Source organism: Paenibacillus harenae (genome assembly GCF_030812415.1).
Taxonomy (GTDB): domain Bacteria; phylum Bacillota; class Bacilli; order Paenibacillales; family Paenibacillaceae; genus Pristimantibacillus; species Pristimantibacillus harenae_A.
On sequence record NZ_JAUSST010000004.1, the window covers coordinates 573,702 to 595,077 of the forward strand.

Genomic DNA, 21,376 nt, shown 5'->3' on the forward strand with positions numbered 1-21,376 from the left:
AGGGAGAAAGATGTTTGCAATATTTCATAGGTACTCCAGATGGATTTGTGCGCTAACAACGTTAGTTGTACTTGTCACGAGCATTATGCCAATAGGCGCATTGGCGGCAAGCCAAGCGGCCGCAACATTTATCACCTCGGTTATCACTTCATCGAGTTCGGTACAACCCGGACAAACCGTCACGTTAAACGCTATTGTAACCGCACCGAGTACCGGGCGAGTCTTAGTGGATTTGGAAATCTTCGACTCCTCCGGGAACAAGGTCCATCAACAGTTTCTTGACGACCAAGAAGTAACGGCAGGCGTATCCAGATCATTCCCGTTCAATTGGGAGGTTCCTGCCGCACAAGCACATGGAACGTACCTGGTAAGCCTGGGCATTATGAAGCCGGGGTGGGAGGAACAGCTAACCTGGCATGCCGGCGCTGCTGCTATAGAGGTGTCGGACACCCCCGCCAAAGTCGTTTCGTTATCGGCGAACGCGACACCGAATCCCGTTGCAACCGGAGAGGCCGCGCAAGTTAATGTTCACGCCAAGAGCTCGACCGAGCTTACGGACTCCGTTGTAGAGATTACGGTATATAATGCCGCTCAGTTTGTTGTATCGCAGCAACGTTATACGGATGTAGCGTTCAATGCTAATGAGGAAAAGTCATTTGCCCTTCTTTGGACGGTGCCGCGAGGGATTCAAGCAGGCGAATACCGCGTTGGAGCCGAGGTCCTTAGTCACGACCGTAATGTTTCGTATTGCAAAGAAACCAACTTGACCTTGCTCCAAGTCGTTTCTTTGCAATCGGGGCCGACTCCCGGCAGAGCAGACGCGTATGAAACAGCCGCCCTTGCCATACCGGAGCAATTAACGGCAGGCGGCCTTCTTGATATCAGATCGAAGGTGAAGCCTTCCTCGGATTCGCTTGCTTTGGTAGATGTAGAGATTTTCAACCCTTCCGGAGCGAAGGTGCATCAGATGTTCTTCGATGAGCAATTTCTTGACGATGAATTTGTTTCGACTTATCCGTTATTATGGAAAGTTCCAGCCGATGCGGAACTAGGCACGTATGTCATTCGAATGGGGATTTTCAAACCGGGTTGGGGCGAGCAGTATAGCTGGAACTCCGAGGCAGGTTCCTTCGTTGTATCGGAAGAAACGCAGCCTGAGGATACGACCCCGCCTAGCGTTCCAAGCAACCTGGAAGCAACTCCTGGCGACGGCCAAATTTCGCTGGATTGGACCGACGTCCCCGAACTTGATCTGTCCCATTACAATGTACATGTTTCTTTGGACAAAGGCGCAACCTGGACCTCCATGTTTAATGTCGGTCTTTCCGCATCCTATACGATTCTTGGATTAGAGAACGGGAGAGAGTATACCTTCGCCGTATCAGCCGTCGATTATACAGGCAATGAATCCGCCAAATCCTCGGCAGTCGCAAGTACGCCCGTTTCTTCCATCCCGACGGAAACGATCGCGCCTCCGACATTAAAACAAATTATTCCTCAAGACGGAGGAAGAGTAATCGTTATCTGGGAGCCGGTTAATGACGCCGCCCTTGCCGGTCATAAGCTTTATGTATCCAAAGACCGAGGCGTAACCTGGAATGAACCGATTCCTGCTCTCGGCATGGCGGCATTCTTCCCATTGGAAGGCCTTACCCCAGATCAACACTATACAATTGCCTTAACCTCCGTGGATACGGAAGGGAAAGAATCGGTTAAATCCAATCGAAAAACAACGATTCCTACGCTTGACATGGATCGAACGGCTCCTGAGGCCCCTGTTGGATTACAAGCGGTTCCCGGGGACGCTAAAGTTACTCTTGCGTGGAATGAATCTTTGGAAGGGGATTTACGGACTTATAACCTTTACATGAAGGGAAACGACGGAAGCCCCCCTGCGCGAATTTCATCTATACAAGAGAAAACGACGTTTATCCAGGCCAATCTTGAAAACGGCGTGAAATATACGTTCTATGTAACCGCACAGGACATGTTTGGCAATGAGTCCGTATTTTCTTCTCCTGTGGAGGCTACGCCTGTGCATGAAGAAGATACGATTCCGCCGCCTATACCTATAGGCGTTAAAGCCGTTGCAGGCAACAAGAAGGTAGATCTGTCTTGGGATGGAAGCATATATGCGAATGAAACGGATTTTGCCGGATTTAAAGTCTATGTGTTCAGGGATGGAGCTGAACCGTATGTGGAACAGAGCAGCTATAACCATCATATCGTACTTAATCTCGAAGACGATACTACCTATGCCTTTAAGGTGACCGCATACGACACGTCGGGCAACGAGTCGGCGCCTTCGGAAGCGGTAGAGGCTACTACGCCCTCAGGCCCGGACGAAACGCCGCCGGCCGTTCCCGCAGATTTGGAAGCAGTAGACGTTAACGGGGATATTATCCTTTCTTGGAGCGCAGTTGCGGATCAAGACCTGAGCCATTATCAATTATACATTTCAGACAACGACGGAGTTGCGTGGCAGCCTGCAATCTCCGTAGGTAAAGCAACGAACTATACCGTTACAACACTGGCTAGCGGTAAAACCTATGTATTTGCATTAACTTCCGTTGACCTAGTGAACAACGAATCGCTGAAATCGGAAGCTGTGAGTGTAAGTTATTCCGCATTTGTTGTGCCCGAGCGCCTTAAGGTACAGCCGGGAGTGGGCCAAGCCTTATTGACATGGGACCCCATAGTAAATGATCGTTTGGCGGGCTACCGCGTGTATGTATCCAGCGATAACGGCGTGAATTGGAGCCCTCCCCTCGACGCTGGTACAACGAATCAGTACATGGTTGAAGGGCTGACGAATGGAGATACCTATACCTTTGCAGTCGCTGCAATAAGCGCAAACGGGAAGGAATCGGTGAAGTCGGATACGGCGATCGGCAAGCTAGCGGAAGATGTATTTATGCCTGCCGATCCGATAGCGGTTGCTCCTCCGTTATCGCAAACGGGCAGAACTTCTTTTGCCGACCGGGTTTCGTTCCTATATGAAGGAGCGCAAGCGACTCAAGCAGGAGTCCAAGCGGGAGCGATTGACGAGGACCGAGTTACGATTATTAGAGGCAAGGTTCAAGGCACGCAGGGAGAGCCGTTATCCGGTGTTAAGATTACCGTTCATGCGCAATCGGAGGTTGGGCGTACGTACAGCCGTGCGGATGGACAGTTCGACATTGCGGCTGACAGCCGTTCTACGGTAACGGTACAATACGAAAAACCAGGGTACATGACGATTCAACGCAAAGCGGAAACATCGCCTCTTGCATTCTCTTTCCTGCCGGAAGCCGTCATGACAGCCCTCGATACGAAGGTTACGGAAATCGAAGCGAATGGAACGGACTATCAGATCGCTAAAGCGAATCCGGTAACGGACCAGGACGGAACAAGACAAGCGAGTCTGCTCTTCGCGCCAGGAACGACGGCCACGATGAAGCTCGAAGACGGGACGGTTAAGGAGCTTGCTTCCTTGAGCGTTCGTGCCACGGAATATACGGTAGGCGAATTGGGCCAAGAGGCGATGCCTGGAGAGTTAACCAATATGGTTGCTTACACTTATGCGGTTGAGCTCTCGGTAGACGAGGCTATCGCAGCGGGCGCGAAGGAGGTTGCCTTTAACAAGCCTGTTTATGTATACGTGGATAATTTCTTGAACCATCCAGCTGGAATCATTGTGCCTAATGGATACTACAACCGTTCTAACGGGGCATGGGAAGCGCAGGAGGACGGCGTAGTTATAAAGGTCATAAAGATTGAGAATGGAATCGCGCATCTCGACGTGGATGGCGACAATGTCATCGATGGAGAAGATAAGCTCTCGCAGCTGGATTTACCCGAAGCGGAGAGAGTGCGTTTAGCTGCTATGTTTTCGGCAGGAGAAAGCTTCTGGCGAGTTCCCGTTAACCATTTCTCGCCATTCGACTTTAATCAGGTTCGAGCAGCTTTGCCTGAGGATGTTATTAAACCGCCTTATGTTTCGCCAGAGCTTAAAGAAAATTGGTTTAAGCATCTGGAAGATAAGCTTTCGCCTAAGACGCCGGACAAGAAAGATGAGCCCATCGAATGCAAGGAAGGGTCGATCATTGGCTGCGAGCAGCAGTCTTTAGGCCAAGTGATCGATATCGCGGGAACTCCTTTCAAGCTTTCGTATGACAGCAAGCGTTCCGTTGGTTATCAAGATAAGAACAAAATAAAAATACCGATCACGGATAGCCGAGAGCTGCCGCAGGGGCTTATTCGGGTCGAACTCGATTTTTACATTGCAGGCAACAAAATTTCTAAGACTTTCGGATTGGAGAAGAATCAGAAATTCGAGCTGGTATGGGATGGAACGGATGCGTTCGGTAGACCGCTTATCGGTAAGCATCCTTACTTCTCCGAGCTCAGGTATATCTACAAGAACGATATTGAAGCGGCAAGAAAAGATTACAATGATCCAGATAAGAAAAGCTCTGTGTTCGGCAGAATTCCCGGCGGTAACGTTGCGGATGCCGGCGGAGGGGTATCGAACACGCTTGATACGGAGTACGTAAACGGCAGGGACGAAATTGCCGTCAAGCAAGAATGGAACGGATATATCGAAAGTCCGACGGATGTTTTTCAAGACATGGGCATCGCCGGCTGGAAGCTTAGCGACCACCAGTTTCTGAAAGAGTACGACACGTTTGTTGTAGAGGACTGGACGGCCTTGCTGCCTAGCACGTATACGCTGCCAGTCGGCGCGTTTGCTCAGCATATGGTGTATGGCAAGGACGGGGACATGTACTATACCATCGCAGAAGGACCTTACAATAATATAAAACATGCGATTTACCGAATTACCTCCAACGGCATTAAAGAAAAAGTGCATGAAAGCGCCATGGAGCATGAGGTTATTGCAGTAGGCAGCGATGGGACCATGTTTACGATTTCAAGCTTCGGAATTTTCCGTAAGCTGCCTCATGAAGCGAATCTTGTTTATTTCGCGGGGGGCGGGGAAGTCGGACTGAATGATTACGAGGATGGCATGTCAGCAACCGAAGTAACGATTAAAAGCATGAACGGAGAAAGTGACCCGGAGGTCGGACCGGACGGGAGCTTATATTTCAAGAACTATAATAATGGCCATAAACTTAATCGAATCGATCCTAATGGCCGAATATACTCCCTGTTCGCTTATAAGACTTATGTCCTTAATCAACGTGCGGAATTGCTTAGCAATATCCCGGCATTTAAAGGGAACGTTACCAAAAGGAATTTCGGGAATATAGGCGATTTTAGAATCGGAAATGATGGAACGATTTACACGACCATTGGGACTTTGGTCTGCGCAACAGACACCGATGGCTGTAAAGAACAAGATTTGTGGGACACTCGATCTCTTTTTCGCTCCGTCTCTCCATCCGGTGAGATCAAACACATTGCCGGAAAAGTAAGACCGTTCAATTATGCAAGCATCCCATACTGGGAATGGTACTTCCATGCCTCCACAGGGCTTGTATCCAGTATAACGAACGGCATGGATGCCAAGGAGGCCGTGTTGAAACCTAGACGGGAATTCCAACTGGATGACAGCGGGAATATTTATGTCATGGAGATGGAGCTTAACCGAATCTATATGATCACCCCGGAGGGGATCATCCACCCATGGGATCCGGAGACGGTAGAGAAGATTAAATCGATCGCAGGACCGAATGCCCTGAACGTCGACGCCGACCTGAGAATGTCGGTACAGCCGGACGGGACCATCTACTTCTGGACCGGATCTAAATGGTTGAAGGTTTCTAAGGCCAAATCGACGTCTAGCGCGGTCGTTGTTCCGGATTCAACCGGTTCTGTCGGATACAAATTCGACAGCTCAACAGGCCGCCACCTTCAAACCGTGCTTGGCTTAAACGGAGAGGTGCTCGTAGACTATAGTTACGATGCGGAAGGGCGTCTAATAGGATTGAAGGATTCGGATGGCAGCGAGATTATATTGGAGAGAGACGCTTCAGGTGTGCCTCAAGCCATTGTGGCCCCTAACGGACAACGTACGGAGCTCCATATCGCCCAGGGGCAATTGCGGGAAGTGACGAACTCATTGGGAGACACCTACTCCATGACGTATGATTCACGCGGGCTGATGGAATCGTTCACGGATCCCGAGAACAATAAGAAGAGCTATGCGTACGATGATAAAGGCTTCTTGGTGAAGGCCGTTACTCCTGAGTTTGGGGAAAAAATCTTAGAGCGTAAGGAGCTTGATGACGGCCATATCGTCACGTTTACCGATCCGGATAACCGGGTCAGCAAATACCAGGTGAAGTACAGCGATAACGAGATGTCGTTTATAGCGACGGATCCTACGGGTCATTCGATCGTTACCGCAACGAATAACGATGGAACGGTTGTCACGACGTATCCGGACGGATCTACGAGTACGACGAAAATGGCGGTTGATCCGCAGTGGGGGATGGCTGTCCGTTACCCTCAAGAAATGAAGCTCGTAGCAGCGAATGGGAAAACATCGACTACAACCATGTCAAAAGAGGTAACATTGTCGAATCCTCTTGATCCGCTGAGTGTAGTTACGACAAAAACGACGGTAAATACGGATGGCGTTGTCAGCTCGTCGCATTATGATTCTGCAGCACGCAAGAACACTTATACGGGGGCGAACGGCGAGCTGTACGTGTATACTTTCGACGAGGAAAACCGTCTTGTAAGAGAGGAAGAGGGCAATGGCAAGATTGCGCCTGTTGAGTACTCTTATGATGAGCAAGGCCGATTGAAGAGGACTACGCAAGGCTCGCAATTTGAAGAGTATACGTATGATGCCAAGAACCGTATAGAGTCCGTAACCGATGCTTCCGGGTATACGAGGACCTTCGGGTTCGATGCTTTGAATCGGGTGGAGAGCATTACAACGCCAGAGGGTAAAGTATATCGGAACCAATATGACAAGAATGGCAACGTTACGAAGCTTATCATGCCTGATGGCGCAGAATACGGCAGAAGCTTTAACGGTAACGGCCTCTTTGAAGGATTGTGGCTAGGCGACACGCTAGCGGGTTCCACTTACTATTCAGCTGCTGGTCTGAAGGATCGATCTGTCTTGAACAGTAAACGGGAAATTGAATATATCCGGGATCCAGGCAATAACTATCTGCTTGAAACGAACGACCCTGATATCCAGCGAACATTCGGTTACGATCCTCAAGGCCGCTTGGAGAAAACGGAGAGTATCATTGGAATGGATAGGCAGCAATTTATTTATACGTATGAAGCTGGAAGCACGGCTTTAAAGGATATGGAATGGAAGGGCATTGCCCAGGGGAAATTCGGATACAGCTATGACAATCTTGCGAATCTCTCAAACATTCATGCCGCTTTCCATTCATCGACAGGTCCGGTCTCCTTCGATATGCCTATCCATTGGAATGCGAATAATACGATTTCCCAATATGGACCATTCCATTATAAGTATGAGGAAGTCGGCAAACGTTTCAGCTCTGTAGAGGATGAAAAGATGAATGTCTCCGTCAGCTACGATTCAATGGGAAGAGTAAACGGCTTTGTTAACACGCAGAACGGAAAAGAGGTTTATCGATTGAGCGGCGTGTATAACAACCGCGGATTGATGGAATCCAAGACGGTTACGCTGCCGGATGAAACCATTGCGTATTCGTATATTTATGACGGGGATGGACAACTGAAGACCGTTACTCGCACTAGCAGCGTAGAGGGCACTACGGTAGAAAAGTACAATTATGATCTCAATAAAAACCTTACGAGCCGCGAGATTACAGGCTCTGCGGCAACCAATCATGTCATCGGTGATTTTGACCAGCTTGAGAAAGTAGGCAACGTGTCCTATCAGTATGATGCAGACGGCCAGCTTTCGCAAAGAGGAAACGATACCTTCTATTACACCGTGAAGGGCGAGCTGTTAGAGGCTGCGATCGACGGCAAAGTGATTCGCTACGGGTATGACGCTCTGGGCAGAAGAACGTCCCGTGTCAGTGCCGAAGGAACAATCCAATATTTGTACGGCAATCCGAAGGATCAGAACCAAGTTACGCATTCCGTCGATCCTGGCGGGGTTGTTACAGCGTATTTGTACGGCCCGGGCGGTCAAATCATGGCCATAGAGCGTAACGACCAACGTTACTATGTCATAACGGACCAAGTGGGTACCCCAGAGCGTATTTACGATGAAGCGGGCAGCTTGGTGAAGAAGCTTCGCTATGACAGCTACGGGATGTTGCTGTCCGATTCAAACCCTGAGTTTGAACTTGCGCTTGGGTATGGCGGTGGCATTGAGGACAAGAAAACGGGACTCGTTCGTTTCGGTCTTCGTGATTATGACCCGGCATCGGGACGTTGGAATTCAAGAGATCCGGTTCTCTATGAAGGCGGCCAAGCAAACCTGTATTCTTATGTAAATAACGATCCGATCAATAAGCGCGATCCAAGCGGTACTTTTGCTTGGGGAGGGAATTTCTTTATGGGCCCTGGCGGCGGGTTGGAATACTATGGTAACCTGGAAGGCTGGCGAATTTGTGCAGAACTTGGCTTTGGAGTAGGAGGAAGCGAGATGTCAGACATTAATCCTTATTCGGAGCTTCCTGCTAACGGAACCGCGACTTTCGAAGCCAGCGGCGAATTCGGAATAGGACCTTTAGCAAACATAAAACTAGGTGAATCGTTCGATCTCAATGGATTAGGCAACGGAGGAAGTATTTGCTCCAACTCCGATTTCATTGGTCAAGGAAACATAGGACCTCTTACTTATGACGATGAGGAGGGTTTTTCATTCGATTGGAAAGCAGCGCAGGAAATGGACAATAAGTCCGTTGATAAGCATATGGACAATCTTAAGAAATTTCCTTGGAATGATCCTAGGAAATGGGATAAATGGTCAAAGGCCGCTTCGGGAAAAGCGCTCTTAAAATTCTCGTTTAAGATTTGCGCGGGTCAATCGTGGTGACGATCATCCCGGTAAGCCCAAGAGGAGAAGCCGATCTGAAGAAAACGAATGATGCGCTTGCACCTTTTTGGGGGACACGATACGGAATCCGCTTCCGCTACGGAAAGGACGACGCCTCAACGGCCGTGCCGCGTTTTTTGAAGACGATTCGCACCTTGAAGCTCGTGAAGGAAACGAAATAGATATAGAACAGTAGCAGATAGTTTGAATGGCATTAAAATAGCTTCCGATAAGGACGGGGGAACCCCCCCATTGTCCCAATCGGAAGCTTATTTTTGTGGATTATTGCGTCCTCGTCATCGGCTGGTTTTGATAAAACCCCGTTGCCGTCGGATTAGCCGTTTCATAGCCGCTAAGTACGGTATTCGTCGTCATTTCCTTCATCGTAGGTACTTGATAGTACCCTGATTGGTTCATATATTGCCATACTTCATAAGCTTGCTCCGAGCAGTTCATCGCTCCTTGTTGCATCATAGCCCTTAATTGCGGATTCGCGCATTCCAACGCGGCAATGATTTTCATGGTTGCCGATGCCTTATGAAGTCCAAGCAGACAGCTGGCTACGTCCCTGTCGTCCATCTGTGCCGTGGACATATTCGGACTTTGTACGGCTGGATTGTCAAGCCCGTACACCGGCGTGAAATTTTGATCTCCGCGGTAAGCAGCCGAGGGGGATGTCATTTGTCGTTGTCCGTTCAAGTTTTGTAGCGTTTGGACGGCATGATTGTATTCGGTAATCGCGAATTGCATTTGCTTGTCCATCATTTGAGCGAGTCTAGGATCCTTTGCAAAAGGACGGTAAAGCTGCATCGTATTGATGGCATTGATAGTGGACGTCAAAATCTCATGGGCTTCAACCGTTTCGTGAGCCCCTAAATGCGCTGCCAAGGTCATTCCTCCTTCAAGATGTTGGTCGAACATAGTTAGAATACCAATTCCACTGGAAAATATGCGCGGATGAAACGAGATCAGTTATAACAAGACTTTGACTTGCACGCGATTTGCTTGAAATATAAGATAATGGATATCACAATGATTCCATGCCAGGATTTGATCGTACGTTATGGACAAAGAGAAAGGAGATATAGCTCTATGGCGAGAGAAGCTCATGGCGTTATTTTAATAACCGGGGTAATGGCGAGTGGAAAATCGACAGTAGCGCAGTTGCTTTCCGAACGCTTCAAGAAGTCGGTGCATTTGCGCGGAGATGTTTTCCGGAGAATGATTGTTAATAATCGCAAAGAGGTTCAGCCAGATGCCGGGAGTGATGAATTGGATCAACTACGGCTACGATATCGGCTGGCTGCACAATCCGCGGATTTATATGTTCAAGCCGGATTTACAGTGGTCGTTCAAGATGTCGTAATCGGATCGATGTTGAATGATTTTATATCCTATATGCAAAGTCGCCCGATGTACGTGGTGGTTCTTTGTCCAGACCCGGCGGTTGTAACACTAAGAGAATCTTCCCGTTTAAAAAAAGGTTATGGTGCTTGGACTGTTGAAGGGTTGGATACGCTGTTGCGAGATGAAACGCCTAGAATCGGAATGTGGTTGGATTCGTCTCATTTGACCCCCGAAGAAACGGTTGATGAAATAATATCGAGACTGGAAGACGAAGCCCTTATAACATAACAATGACGGCTCCTCTGGGACCTCATCAAATATTTAGCAAAAGAGGTTTGAAAATATATTTCAAGATCTTAAACCATTCAGTTCTCAAGCTATAGTCTATATCCGTTCGATTGCGTTGGGGTCATATTTCGATCGATACGGGCGAATTCCAAGCTTTTATTCATAGATCACTTAAATATTTTCATTGTACCCTCAAAAAGCTTGATGCCTTCGAATAGTTGTAGGTGTTGCAAACAATACATACTCACGGAGGTAATAAAAAATGAAAAAATCTGTAATTTTGGCTGGTGTAGTCTCCCTTAGCCTGATGGCTACCACTGCTTTTGCCGCACCTGGAAATCAAGGCAAAAATGAAGAAACGGTTAAAGTAGAAGCAAAAACGACTACTGTAACCGATTCCGTTTATGACGAAGGAAAGAACGATGGCTCGAAAGGTCTTGAAAATGCGTATGAAAACGTCAAGGATAAACCCGCAGGCGTTCGAATTGCCGAACTGCTTAAAACAAAATATAACATTGATGTGAATGCTGATACTAGTTTAGCTATATTGGTCGAAACATTGGAGGAAGATGGAGAACTAAAAGCTGCGGAAGAAGTGCAAGCGGAGGTTGTCTCGCAGGATCCTGCAAATATTGAAGAATATAAGAAACTCAGTAAAATAAAAGTGAAGCTCGGCGACAAAAGTGTGAAGGTCTATGTAAATGGCAAAACGCTTGGTACCGAATTATCTCCCGTTGTGGAGAGCGGACGCGCGCTTGTTCCGTTCCGGGCGATCTCCGAGTCGCTGAACGCCGTAGTTACTTATGACAATGTTTCGAAAACGGTGACCGTTACGCGTGACGGTGTCGAGGTCAAAATGACGTTAGGCAGTAAAATCGCTACGATTAATGGGAAAACCGTTACGCTTGACGTTGCCGGTAAAATTAAAAACAACAGAGTTTTTGTACCGCTGCGGTTTCTGAGCGAAGCACTGAACACCGATGTAACATGGGATGCAGAAACCTCCAGCGCCATTATCATCGACAAAAACACCGAAGCTTGATTATCTAAGCATTTCAGCTGATAAGAAAAATAACAGCCCTCTATATTCAATATGGAGGGCTGTTTTTGCATTTAGTTTCCGTTATTCGATTTTATTTTTTATACTTTAACAGGGATTTTATGGTATGGTTAATCTACGTTATATTGAAACATAGTTTCGACAAATGAAACAAATGGAGAGTTAAAATGCCTATTAACTTCCACGAAGAAAGAAACAGAATGACCTATACCACTAGAGCTGCTGATGATTGCGCCGGAGGCATTTACACTGAATCCTTTGTAAGTATGGTGCATCGCACGTTATCGGCGTAGACTTAATCGTTCAAGATAGAAGGATAACGAGCTTGAAGATCTCTTGTTTTATATTGAAAGTAAAATGGGCGAAACCCGTCTTCCGATCATTGAAAAAGACTTACGGACGGTGTGGTTCGCTATAAAAGTGTAAAACCACTCATTCGTTTCCGGACAAAGTCGATCAAATGTATATGAGGTGATCTGGACATGGACCTAATTTACGAGAATGAAACGATTGCAGTAACCGTTATAAATATGATCCACACGGGCGATATCCCATCTTTGAAGCGGCTACTTGCCGAGAATCCGGGCTTGGCAACGGCAAGAATTATCGCAAGAGACAATAAGAATGAAGACGAAAGTTGCGGAATGTCTCGGACGCTGTTGCACGTAGTGACCGACTGGCCCGGGCACTTTCCTAACGGTGCGGAAACAGTGAGTACGTTAGTCGAGTTCGGAGCCGACGTGAACGCACGGTTCACGGGGACGCATACTGAGACACCGCTTCATTGGGCTTCGAGCTGCGATGACATTGAAGTGATTGACGCTCTTCTTGATGCTGGCGCCGACATCGAAGCGCCTGGTGCAGTGATTGCCGGTGGCACCCCACTCGACGATGCAGTGGCATTCGCACAGTGGCGTGCAGCGGATAGATTGGTTAAACGTGGAGCTCAGATCGCAATCTGGCATGCGGCTGCGCTAGGACTGATGGATGCCATTGAGGCCTACTTCGCCGGTGCCGCATTTTCGGAAAAATACCCTTGGGGAGCAAGGTGCCCTTCACCTCCGGACAAGATCACCGTCGCCTTCTGGTGTGCTTGTCACGGTGGACAGCAACGCTCTGCGGAATACCTTCTCGAACGTGGTGCCGAATTGAACTGGATTTCGGTTTGGGATGGATTGACCCCACTGGACGCAGCGCAACGTAGTTCCGCAGCTAATTTGATTGAATGGCTTCGTAGTCAAGGCGCTAAATCCGCCGGCCAACTGTGACAATACCTGTCTCGCTTCCAGCTAATCCCGCAAAATCCGTTTATTGAGGAGACATATTATCTAACGGAGGATATAGATGCGAAAACAACTAAAAAACAAAGTGGTATAATAAATACCGGTTAAGCAACGTTTTCGCTTGAGTAGATCAAAAAAAGAATCGGCAGTCAGGGGATGATCACTCGTCCATGACTGTCGATTCTTTTTCTTTTTTGTCCTCGTTCGATTAAGGGTTTAATCGGAGCCATTCCTCATGTCTTCTACGTTCCTCCTCTAGATAGCGTCTAATAGCCGAGGCATCGCTTGTTTTGAGAAGGGGGGCGTTCAGCATGTCCGCGGTTTTGTCTCCGAACCGGTCGTTCGGGTCGATATTCGCGATCAAATAAGTCGGATAGGCCGCCACGCTGAAGCTCCATGAGGCTTCTCGCGCTTCGTTGATCGATAGCACGAAGTAATCTCGGACATTGTCATATTCGAAAAACGAATCAAGCAGCTCATCGTCGCATTCGTCATCCTCGTCTTTCATAATAAAGATAAGCCAAAACTGCTTTGGTTGTTTGCGCTCGATTTCAGCTTGACGGGCTTTGCGAATGCCTTTTATTTTCCTTGATGTAACGATAATGACCGCCACGAAAACGAACGTAATTAGCAATCCTACAACGAGAGCCGAGATATTGTTGTCATCCAATAACCCGATAGACACAGCGCTGAACATAAAGGCTCCCAAATAACCGATGACGCGCAATAATTGCAAAATAAACATCTTCGAGTACGCACCTTCCTATGAGTAGAGTTCAAATTATTCTGTATCAATAGGATAATGTTGTCAATCCATCAAACGATAAGTCCGTAAGAAAATGGTTTACTCGGGTGTGAATCCTGTTTGCTAGAAGACAACAGGAAACATCAATCTTGAAACCGCTGTCACTCCCGTCGTGGAGCTGCGAGCCTATATACTTAAAGAAGGCAAGCACAAGATGAAGCCCTAAGCCAACTCGCGGTAAGAGCTTTCTGCCGAAGGATAGGGCTGCGGGTTGTCACACTTAAGGAGGAGGGATTGCATGAAGACGGCCATCCGAAGGCAGAGCTCGTTGTCGCGAAGCAGCGGCAGCATCATATCCGACCGATTCCGGTTATTTCTGTTCGCGCTGCCGTTTCTGTTGCTCATACTCGTATTCAGCTATTTTCCGTTATACGGCTGGCTTTACGCGTTCTATAATTATCGACCGGGCTTCTCGCTATTCGATACGCAGTTCGTCGGTCTGCAGTGGTTCAGATCGATCGTATCCAATCCGACCCAGACGCAGGAAGTGCTGCGCGTCATGCGCAACACGCTGGCGATGAGCGGACTCGGCATTATCACTTCGGTCTTTCCGGTGCTGTTCGCGATCTTCCTGACGGAGATCAAGACGACCTGGTATAAGAAGACGGTGCAAATCTTCACGACGCTGCCGAACTTCATCAGTTGGGTGCTCGTCTATGCGATCGCGTTCATGATGTTCTCCGTCGACAACGGCGTCATCAACAAGTTCATGATGGCGATCGGCTTGCAGGAAGCGCCGGTAAATTACCTGGCCTCCTCGGAATGGATATGGCTCAAAATGACGCTTTGGGGGCTCTGGAAAGGGCTCGGCTGGGGCGCGATCATGTACATAGCGGCGATCGCATCGATCGATCAGGAGCTGTACGATGCTGCGAAGGTCGATGGCGCGGGGCGTTTCCGCATGATCTGGCATATTACGGTGCCGGGGATTATGCCGACCTACTTCGTCCTGCTGCTGCTATCGATCGCAAATCTGATCAACAACGGGATGGAGCAATACTTCGTGTTCCAGAACGCGCTCAACCGGGATACGATCGAGGTGCTCGACTTGTACGTGTACAATACGGGGCTGCTCGGCTTCAACTTCTCGTTCGCGACGGCGGTCAGCATGCTGAAGTCGATTATTAGCATCGTTTTACTATTCATAGCCAATCGTCTGTCCAAAATGGTACGCGGAGAGTCGATCATCTAACCGGGAGGAGGCAGTTTATGCATACGCAGCGCAAGTACGGAGATCTGTTGTTCAACGTGCTTAACTATACTTTTTTCGCGGCTTTCACGATTATTTGCATATTCCCGTTCTACTACTTGTTTATCAATACGATCAGCAGCAATGACTTAAGCTCTAGGGGACTCGTTACCTTCTATCCGAAAATGGTCCATCTGACCAACTATATCGAGGTGCTGCAGGTGAAAGGGCTGTCGCAGGCGGCCCTCGTATCGGTAGGCCGGACGGTCGTTGGAACGCTTCTGACGGTGGCGGCATCGGCGTTCCTCGGCTTCCTGTTCACGAAGCGGAAGATGTGGGGCAGACAATTCTGGTACAGATTCGTCATCGTAACGATGTATTTCAATGCGGGCATCATTCCATGGTACATCATCATGATGAATTTGAACCTCACGAACAACTACCTGGCCTACATTCTTCCGGCCATCGTATCGCCTTTCTACGTCATTCTTGTCAAGACGTTCGTCGAATCGATACCCGAGGTGCTGCAAGAGTCGGCGGAGATGGACGGTGCGGGATACTTGACGATTTTTAGCCGGATCATCATGCCGCTCATTACGCCGATTGCCGCAACGATCGCGATATTCTCGGCCGTCAGCCAGTGGAATTCATTCGTCGACACGCTGTTCCTCATGACCGACAGCAAATATTACACGCTGCAATTCGTTCTGTACAAATATTTGAACGAGTCGACTTCGCTCGCGGCCATTATCCGCAATTCGCAAGGGTCTGGCACCAACATCGACTTGACGAATATGCAGACGGCTACTTCCGTCCGCACGACGGTATCGATGATTGTCGTCCTGCCGATTTTGTTCGTGTATCCGTTCTTCCAACGTTTCTTCGTTAAGGGGATTATGATCGGGGCGGTTAAGGGATAGGCGCAGACTTGGAGGCGGAGATGCCGAAGGGAGGTGAGCGCGGCAGCTGGCGATGCAGCATGGGAGACACACGCGGGAAGAACCAATCGTTTTGGAATAAAAAAAGGGAGGCTCATCGCATTGAAACCCATTCGTAAAACACTGGCAGTATTTCTGGCGTTTATTCTAATCGTAAGCACGGCGGCAGCTTGTTCCTCGAACAACGGCAATAATGGCAATACGGCAACCGACAAGCCGGCGGGCACGAACAATGCGGGAGAAACGACACCGCCCAAGGAAGAGCGCGAGGAGATTACGATCGACGTCTTCTCGATGCTTTCGAACTTCGCTGGCGAGCAATCCGGGTGGTATGCAAAGCTGATCAAGGATAAGTTCAACATTAAGCTGAACATTATCGCTTCCAACCTGGAGGGCGGCGGCGATACGAAGTTCGCGACGATGATGGCGTCGGGCGATCTTGGCGATCTCGTCGTATTCGGCGACGACGGCCAAAAGTATCTGGATGCGATCAAGGCCGGCATGCTTGTGGACTGGACGAAGGACAAATTGCTCGAAACGTACGGCAAAAATATTTTGCAATATGCGCCTAAAGCGATCGAGAAGAATAAAGCGAACTTCGGCGGCGGATCGAGCGTCTACGGTATCGGCTTCGACGTAGGCGACGACAAAGACGGCCCGTCCGAAGGACTGGACTTGACCTATCACCCGAATCTGCGCTGGGATCTGTACGACCAGCTTGGCCGCCCGCAGATCAAGACGATGGAAGACTACTTGCCGGTGCTTAAGCAGATGCAAGAGCTTCAGCCCAAGAGCGATTCCGGTCGTCCGACATACGCCTTCTCCTTATGGGCGGATTGGGACGGCAACATGATGATGAACGCGAAGGCTTGGGCAGGTCTGCACGGCTTCGACGAGGGCGACGGCTTCAACCCGGGCGGCTTCTCGCTCGTTTCGGCCGATTCGGGCGAATATCAGGGCGTACTGGACGAGGACGGCTATTACCTCCGCGCACTAAAGCTGTATTATAACGCGAACCAAATGGGTCTGTTGGACTCGGATTCAGTAACGCAGAAGTTCGAGGACGTCGTGAACAAAATGAAGGACGGACAGCTGCTCTTCACTTGGTTCCCATGGCTTGACGATACGTACAACACGCAAGAGCATCTGAACGAAGGCAAAGGCTTCGCGCTTGTGCCATTCGACGAAGAACGCACATTCTCTTATGGATATGATCCATACGGCGGCAACCGCGTATGGGCTATCGGTTCGAAAGCGAAGCATCCGGAGCGTATCCTTGAATTCCTTGATTGGCTGTACAGCCCTGAGGGAATGATGGTCAGCAACAACGGTCCGGAAGGGCTGACTTGGGAAATGAAGGACGGCAAGCCTGTATTGACGGACTTCGGCGTCGAAGCGCTTCCGGCCAACGATACCGTCGTGCCAGACGAGTTCGGCGGCGGCTCGTTCAAGGACGGCAAAAGCCAAATCAACAATACATCGTTCAAGAACACGAATATTAATCCGAACACGGGCGAGCCGTACGACTACAACCTGTGGACCTCGGTGCTCGAGAAGTCGCCGACGAAGCTGGATCAGAACTGGCGCGCAGCGAACGGCGGCGCTCTGACGGCGAAGGATTATTTGATCAAGAACAATAAAATCGCCGTATTGAAACCAATCTTCACGGGTACCGCGCCGGCTGTTAGAAGCGATGAGCTGGAGCAAAAACGCGGCCAAGTCGCCGACGTTATCAAGCAATATTCGTGGAAAATGGTATTCGCGAAAAACGATGCCGAGTTCACGAAGCTTCGCACGGAAATGATCGACAAAGCGAAAGGCCTCGGCTATGAAGAAGTACTCGCATGGGGCGTGGAGCAGAACAAAAAAGTGTTTGAATACCGCAAGCAAGAGTAGGTTTTATACAGCTAGAGCTAGCATATAGCAGGGATAGAGAGAGGAGAGTTTGCTGGAAAGCAGGCTTTCCTCGCTCTTGTTTTTCTTGGGCATAATCGCATATTGACCTTGACTTGCTATTGGACGAAAATGGAACTGTAAGCGCATTACGAAGGAGGGCTTGGATGATTAGAGCGATCGTCGTCGACGATGAAAGACTGGTTCGCAAAGGTTTTATTGCGTTATTCGACTGGGCCTCGTTCGGAATTGTCATCGTTGGCGAAGCGGCTGACGGGAAGGCGGCGCTGGAACTGCTGGAGCAGACCGAGGTTGATCTGCTGTTCACCGATATTACGATGCCAAGGCTGTCGGGCTTCGAGCTCATTAGCCAGGTTAGGCAGCGTTATCCGCGAGTGCGTTCGGTCGTGCTCACTTGCCATCATGAATTCGATTATGTCCAAGAGGCGCTAAGACAAGGCGCTATTGATTATATAGTGAAGACGCTGCTCGAGCCGGAGAGCGCGGATGAGGTAATGAGCCGGATCGTCGCCCGTTTGGAATGGGAGATCGGCAGCTTGGGCGAACGGCTGCTTGGAGCAGAGGAGGAAAAGCTGCAGTCGTTGGATGCGCTTCTGTTCTATCCTCGATTGCGAGAGGAGAGCAGCAATGAATTGTTGCGGCTGACTATCGTAAAGCGCAATCCTTTGCTTGCGGTTAAGCAGATGTGGCTCGTTCCGATTATGCATGCAATGTCTCGAGCAGAAGCGAATCGGGAGCTGGCGCATAGCTTAAGCAATCGTTGGCAGCCTGTGTGGATAGCCGGGTTGTGTGGCCAACCGCTTGAAGAGGTGAAGCTGGTGCTGGCTGAGTCGGTAGAGGATGAGCTGTTCTATAAGCTGCGTTCGGCCGACGAACCGCTGGAGCTTCGTTATGACGATCTGCAGGCTGTGGGTGCTCGCCGTCTGAAGGGACAGGGAGCCGGCGTACTCGAGGCGAGCGAGCTGCTTGACTTGAAATGGATGCTAAATGCGCGAGACTGGGAAAACTTCACAGGAAAGATTGAGCAGCTGCGTCCGTCGTCGGGATGCGTCGCGGCCTTCGGAGAAAGGTTATGCGCGGAATGGCGCGGCTTGCTGTTGAAGGAGATCGAGAGCTTGGCGATGCGAAGCGATATTCGACGCAATCAGACTTGGGCGGATTGGCGGTTGTGGTTGAGACGTTTCTCCGACCATGCGCAGCGGCGCATGATGGAGCTGGGCTTCTCGAAGGAGGTCATGCTCTGCTTGATTCGGGCGATCGTCTATATGCGTCAGCATTCGAGCGGCAAGCTGAGCCAAGCCGATGTCGCCGACTACGTGAAGATGAGCCGCAGCTATTTCAGCCAATGCTTCGCGAAATTCGCAGGAGAGCCGTTCGGCGTCATGATCCGGCGGATGCGGATTGAGCGCGCGAAGACGCTGCTGCTCGAGACGGATACGCCGGTATACGAGATCGCGTTCGCTATCGGCTTCGAGGACGACAAGTACTTCAGCAAGCTGTTCCGAGAGCTCGTCGGCAGGCTGCCCAGCGAATATCGCGCCGATGGCGCGCTGAACGGTACAAGACTATAAGCTGAACTTGGTTATAATACTCAATTGACAGTTTGAGCAGTCAATGTTAGTATTCACCGTATAAATGAAGAGGAGGCTCGTTATCTATGTTACATTCAATGCGTTTAAGATAAGCTGGCAATAAAAAAGCGGAATTTTTATCCACAATTGTGGGCTTTTTTTGAGCTGCTTATTTTTACGTATGGAAACATAGATTGCGATTGGGTTAGCTTTTTTTTGCTAAGCTATATATCGCCGTGTTCTCTCACGTGATAAATGCAGATCTATTCCCGCATCGTGGACTTGGATCTGTATTTTTTATTGCCAAAAAACAATCAGACCATAAAAGATACGGAGAGAATGAACCTGATAAGGAGCTGACACTATGCGAAGGATGCATTGGTTCTTCTTTATATAGCCCTCGCTAATTAAATCGCAGGATATCCTGCGAATTAAAAACTGCGATTTAAGAAGGAGGCTTATATGATGTTATTGATAAAAGCAAAAGACATTCATGTTGAATATATGGGGCGCGATATCTTAGAAATCGATGATTTGGAACTTTATGATTATGATCGCATCGGACTGGTTGGTGCGAACGGAGCAGGGAAAAGCACATTGTTAAAACTACTGCTGGGCGAAGCTCCTTTACCGCATGGAAAAATCATCCGGGAAGGTCATTTTTCTTATATCCCGCAGATGGATGATGTAGTCGTGCAAGAGGTAAAGGATTACACTTTAATGGGTAAGCTGGGAGTCGACGCATTAGAAGTAGAGCATATGAGCGGTGGCGAAGAATCGCGGCTAAAAATTGCACAGGCTCTTTCAGGAGGAGTGCATGGTATTTTTGCGGATGAGCCGACGTCTCACCTAGATCGTGACGGAATAGACTTTTTGATCGATCAGCTTAAATATTATTCCGGTGCATTACTCTTAATAAGCCATGACCGTTATTTCCTAGATCAAGTTGTTGATAAGGTTTGGGAGTTGAAAGACGGGAAAATTACCGAGTATTGGGGCGGATATTCCGAATACCTTGCCCAGAAGGAAGAAGAGCGGCAAAGCGAGGCAGCACAATATAAGCAGTTTACCGCTGAGCGAGACAGGCTAGAGAGAGCAATCACCGAAAAACAAAATCAGGCTCGGAAGATGGATCAAAAGGCAAAGGGGACTTCTAGGAAAAGCAGCTCTGAAAGCGGAGGACGTCTTGGTCATCAAAAAACGGTTGGCGGCAAACAAAAGAAGCTTCATAATGCCGCTAAAAATATGGAGCGTAGAATCGAATCGCTTGGTGACGTGAAACCGCCCGAAGCGACGCGTGCCGTCCATTTCAGACTGAGCCAAGCTCTGGAGCTTCACAATCCGTTTCCGATCACGGGGAAAGAGATCAGCAAACGGCTCGGGGACAAGGTTATATTTGAAAAAGCGTCTTTCCAATTTCCGTTGGGCGCTAAGATAGCGTTAACGGGCGCGAATGGAACAGGTAAAACAACGCTTTTCAAAATGATACTTGATCGAGAAGACGGCATTTCCTTGTCGCCTAAAGCGGAAATTGGCTATTTTGCTCAAAATGGCTACAAGTTTAACCGTAATCAAGGTATTATGGAGTTCATGCTGGAAAACTGCGACTATCAGGTATCGGAAATTCGCGCGGTACTGGCATCTATGGGATTCTCTCAAAATGATGTGCGCAAAGAGTTATCTATGTTAAGCGGCGGAGAAATCATTAAATTGCAGCTGGCTAAAATGCTACTGGGGCGATATAACATTTTGCTCATGGATGAACCAAGCAATTTTCTCGATCTTCCTGCAGTTGAAGCACTAGAGCGTTTGATGAAGAACTACGCAGGTACAATTATTTTTATTTCGCACGATTTCCGTCTATTAGAGAACGTAGCTGATGTGGTTTATGAAATCGAGGATGAAAAAATCGTTCGGAAGTCTTAGCGGAATTTAGTTGGACCCATTCTGTTGCAAGAAATGCAACGAGACGGAGATAGAAAAGGGCTATGTCGCAAGCGTAAGTTTGTGCGACATAGCCCTTCACGT

The 21,376-nt window shown here is 48.9% G+C and carries 12 protein-coding genes; 10 read left to right on the forward strand and 2 right to left on the reverse strand.

What is annotated here, in order from left to right:
• Nucleotides 1-10 precede the first annotated feature (10 nt).
• A complete protein-coding gene (locus J2T14_RS17530; RefSeq protein WP_307472746.1) occupies nucleotides 11-8,953 on the forward strand; it encodes a fibronectin type III domain-containing protein in 8,943 nt (2,980 codons plus the stop codon).
• Nucleotides 8,947-9,135, forward strand: a complete 189-nt coding sequence (locus J2T14_RS17535) for a hypothetical protein (RefSeq protein WP_307472749.1) — start codon at nucleotides 8,947-8,949, stop codon at nucleotides 9,133-9,135. The genes J2T14_RS17530 and J2T14_RS17535 overlap by 7 nt, the downstream gene beginning before the upstream one ends.
• Nucleotides 9,136-9,235: 100 nt before the next feature.
• Here J2T14_RS17535 and J2T14_RS17540 read toward each other — a convergent pair whose 3' ends face one another.
• Entirely contained in the window at nucleotides 9,236-9,841 is a 606-nt protein-coding gene (locus J2T14_RS17540; protein ID WP_307472751.1) for a spore coat protein, read from the reverse strand.
• Between the two features lie 204 nt (nucleotides 9,842-10,045).
• Here J2T14_RS17540 and J2T14_RS17545 point away from each other — a divergent pair, with 204 nt between their 5' ends.
• The 3 genes from J2T14_RS17545 to J2T14_RS17555 all read left to right on the forward strand — a co-directional run bounded on the left by J2T14_RS17545 (nucleotide 10,046) and on the right by J2T14_RS17555 (nucleotide 12,916).
• On the forward strand, nucleotides 10,046-10,588 hold the full coding sequence (locus J2T14_RS17545; protein ID WP_307472753.1) for an AAA family ATPase: 543 nt from the start codon (nucleotides 10,046-10,048) through the stop codon (nucleotides 10,586-10,588).
• A 262-nt stretch (nucleotides 10,589-10,850) separates the two neighbouring features.
• Nucleotides 10,851-11,630 carry a stalk domain-containing protein gene (locus J2T14_RS17550; protein WP_307200053.1) on the forward strand — a complete coding sequence of 260 codons (780 nt, stop codon included), beginning with the start codon at nucleotides 10,851-10,853 and terminating at the stop codon, nucleotides 11,628-11,630.
• Between the two features lie 500 nt (nucleotides 11,631-12,130).
• Complete coding sequence (locus J2T14_RS17555; RefSeq protein ID WP_307472754.1) at nucleotides 12,131-12,916, forward strand: ankyrin repeat domain-containing protein; 786 nt, start codon at nucleotides 12,131-12,133, stop codon at nucleotides 12,914-12,916.
• 223 nt (nucleotides 12,917-13,139) lie between these two features.
• On the opposite strand, the gene J2T14_RS17560 is transcribed toward J2T14_RS17555, so the two are convergent.
• Nucleotides 13,140-13,676 carry a hypothetical protein gene (locus J2T14_RS17560; RefSeq protein ID WP_307472756.1) on the reverse strand — a complete coding sequence of 179 codons (537 nt, stop codon included), beginning with the start codon at nucleotides 13,674-13,676 and terminating at the stop codon, nucleotides 13,140-13,142.
• Between the two features lie 298 nt (nucleotides 13,677-13,974).
• On the opposite strand from J2T14_RS17560, the gene J2T14_RS17565 reads away from it, so the two are divergent.
• The 5 genes from J2T14_RS17565 to J2T14_RS17585 all read left to right on the forward strand — a co-directional run bounded on the left by J2T14_RS17565 (nucleotide 13,975) and on the right by J2T14_RS17585 (nucleotide 21,274).
• Entirely contained in the window at nucleotides 13,975-14,928 is a 954-nt protein-coding gene (locus J2T14_RS17565; protein WP_307472758.1) for an ABC transporter permease, read from the forward strand.
• 17 nt (nucleotides 14,929-14,945) lie between these two features.
• A complete protein-coding gene (locus J2T14_RS17570) occupies nucleotides 14,946-15,845 on the forward strand; it encodes a carbohydrate ABC transporter permease (RefSeq protein ID WP_307472761.1) in 900 nt (299 codons plus the stop codon).
• Between the two features lie 120 nt (nucleotides 15,846-15,965).
• Nucleotides 15,966-17,759 (forward strand): extracellular solute-binding protein, encoded by a 1,794-nt coding sequence (locus J2T14_RS17575; RefSeq protein WP_307472763.1) that lies wholly within the window; start codon nucleotides 15,966-15,968, stop codon nucleotides 17,757-17,759.
• 164 nt (nucleotides 17,760-17,923) lie between these two features.
• Nucleotides 17,924-19,348: a response regulator transcription factor gene (locus tag J2T14_RS17580; protein WP_307472766.1), complete on the forward strand. Its 1,425-nt coding sequence runs from the start codon at nucleotides 17,924-17,926 to the stop codon at nucleotides 19,346-19,348.
• Between the two features lie 462 nt (nucleotides 19,349-19,810).
• Nucleotides 19,811-21,274 carry an Msr family ABC-F type ribosomal protection protein gene (locus J2T14_RS17585; RefSeq protein WP_307472768.1) on the forward strand — a complete coding sequence of 488 codons (1,464 nt, stop codon included), beginning with the start codon at nucleotides 19,811-19,813 and terminating at the stop codon, nucleotides 21,272-21,274.
• Nucleotides 21,275-21,376 lie beyond the last annotated feature (102 nt).

Bases quoted from the DNA above. Each gene is read 5' to 3' on its own strand.
- J2T14_RS17530 (WP_307472746.1), top strand. From the start codon at position 11: ATGTTTGCAATATTTCATAGGTACTCCAGATGGATTTGTGCGCTAACA.
- J2T14_RS17545 (WP_307472753.1), top strand. From the start codon at position 10,046: ATGGCGAGAGAAGCTCATGGCGTTATTTTAATAACCGGGGTAATGGCG.
- J2T14_RS17550 (WP_307200053.1), top strand. From the start codon at position 10,851: ATGAAAAAATCTGTAATTTTGGCTGGTGTAGTCTCCCTTAGCCTGATG.
- J2T14_RS17555 (WP_307472754.1), top strand. From the start codon at position 12,131: ATGGACCTAATTTACGAGAATGAAACGATTGCAGTAACCGTTATAAAT.
- J2T14_RS17560 (WP_307472756.1), bottom strand. From the start codon at position 13,676: ATGTTTATTTTGCAATTATTGCGCGTCATCGGTTATTTGGGAGCCTTT.
- J2T14_RS17565 (WP_307472758.1), top strand. From the start codon at position 13,975: ATGAAGACGGCCATCCGAAGGCAGAGCTCGTTGTCGCGAAGCAGCGGC.
- J2T14_RS17570 (WP_307472761.1), top strand. From the start codon at position 14,946: ATGCATACGCAGCGCAAGTACGGAGATCTGTTGTTCAACGTGCTTAAC.
- J2T14_RS17580 (WP_307472766.1), top strand. From the start codon at position 17,924: ATGATTAGAGCGATCGTCGTCGACGATGAAAGACTGGTTCGCAAAGGT.
- J2T14_RS17585 (WP_307472768.1), top strand. From the start codon at position 19,811: ATGATGTTATTGATAAAAGCAAAAGACATTCATGTTGAATATATGGGG.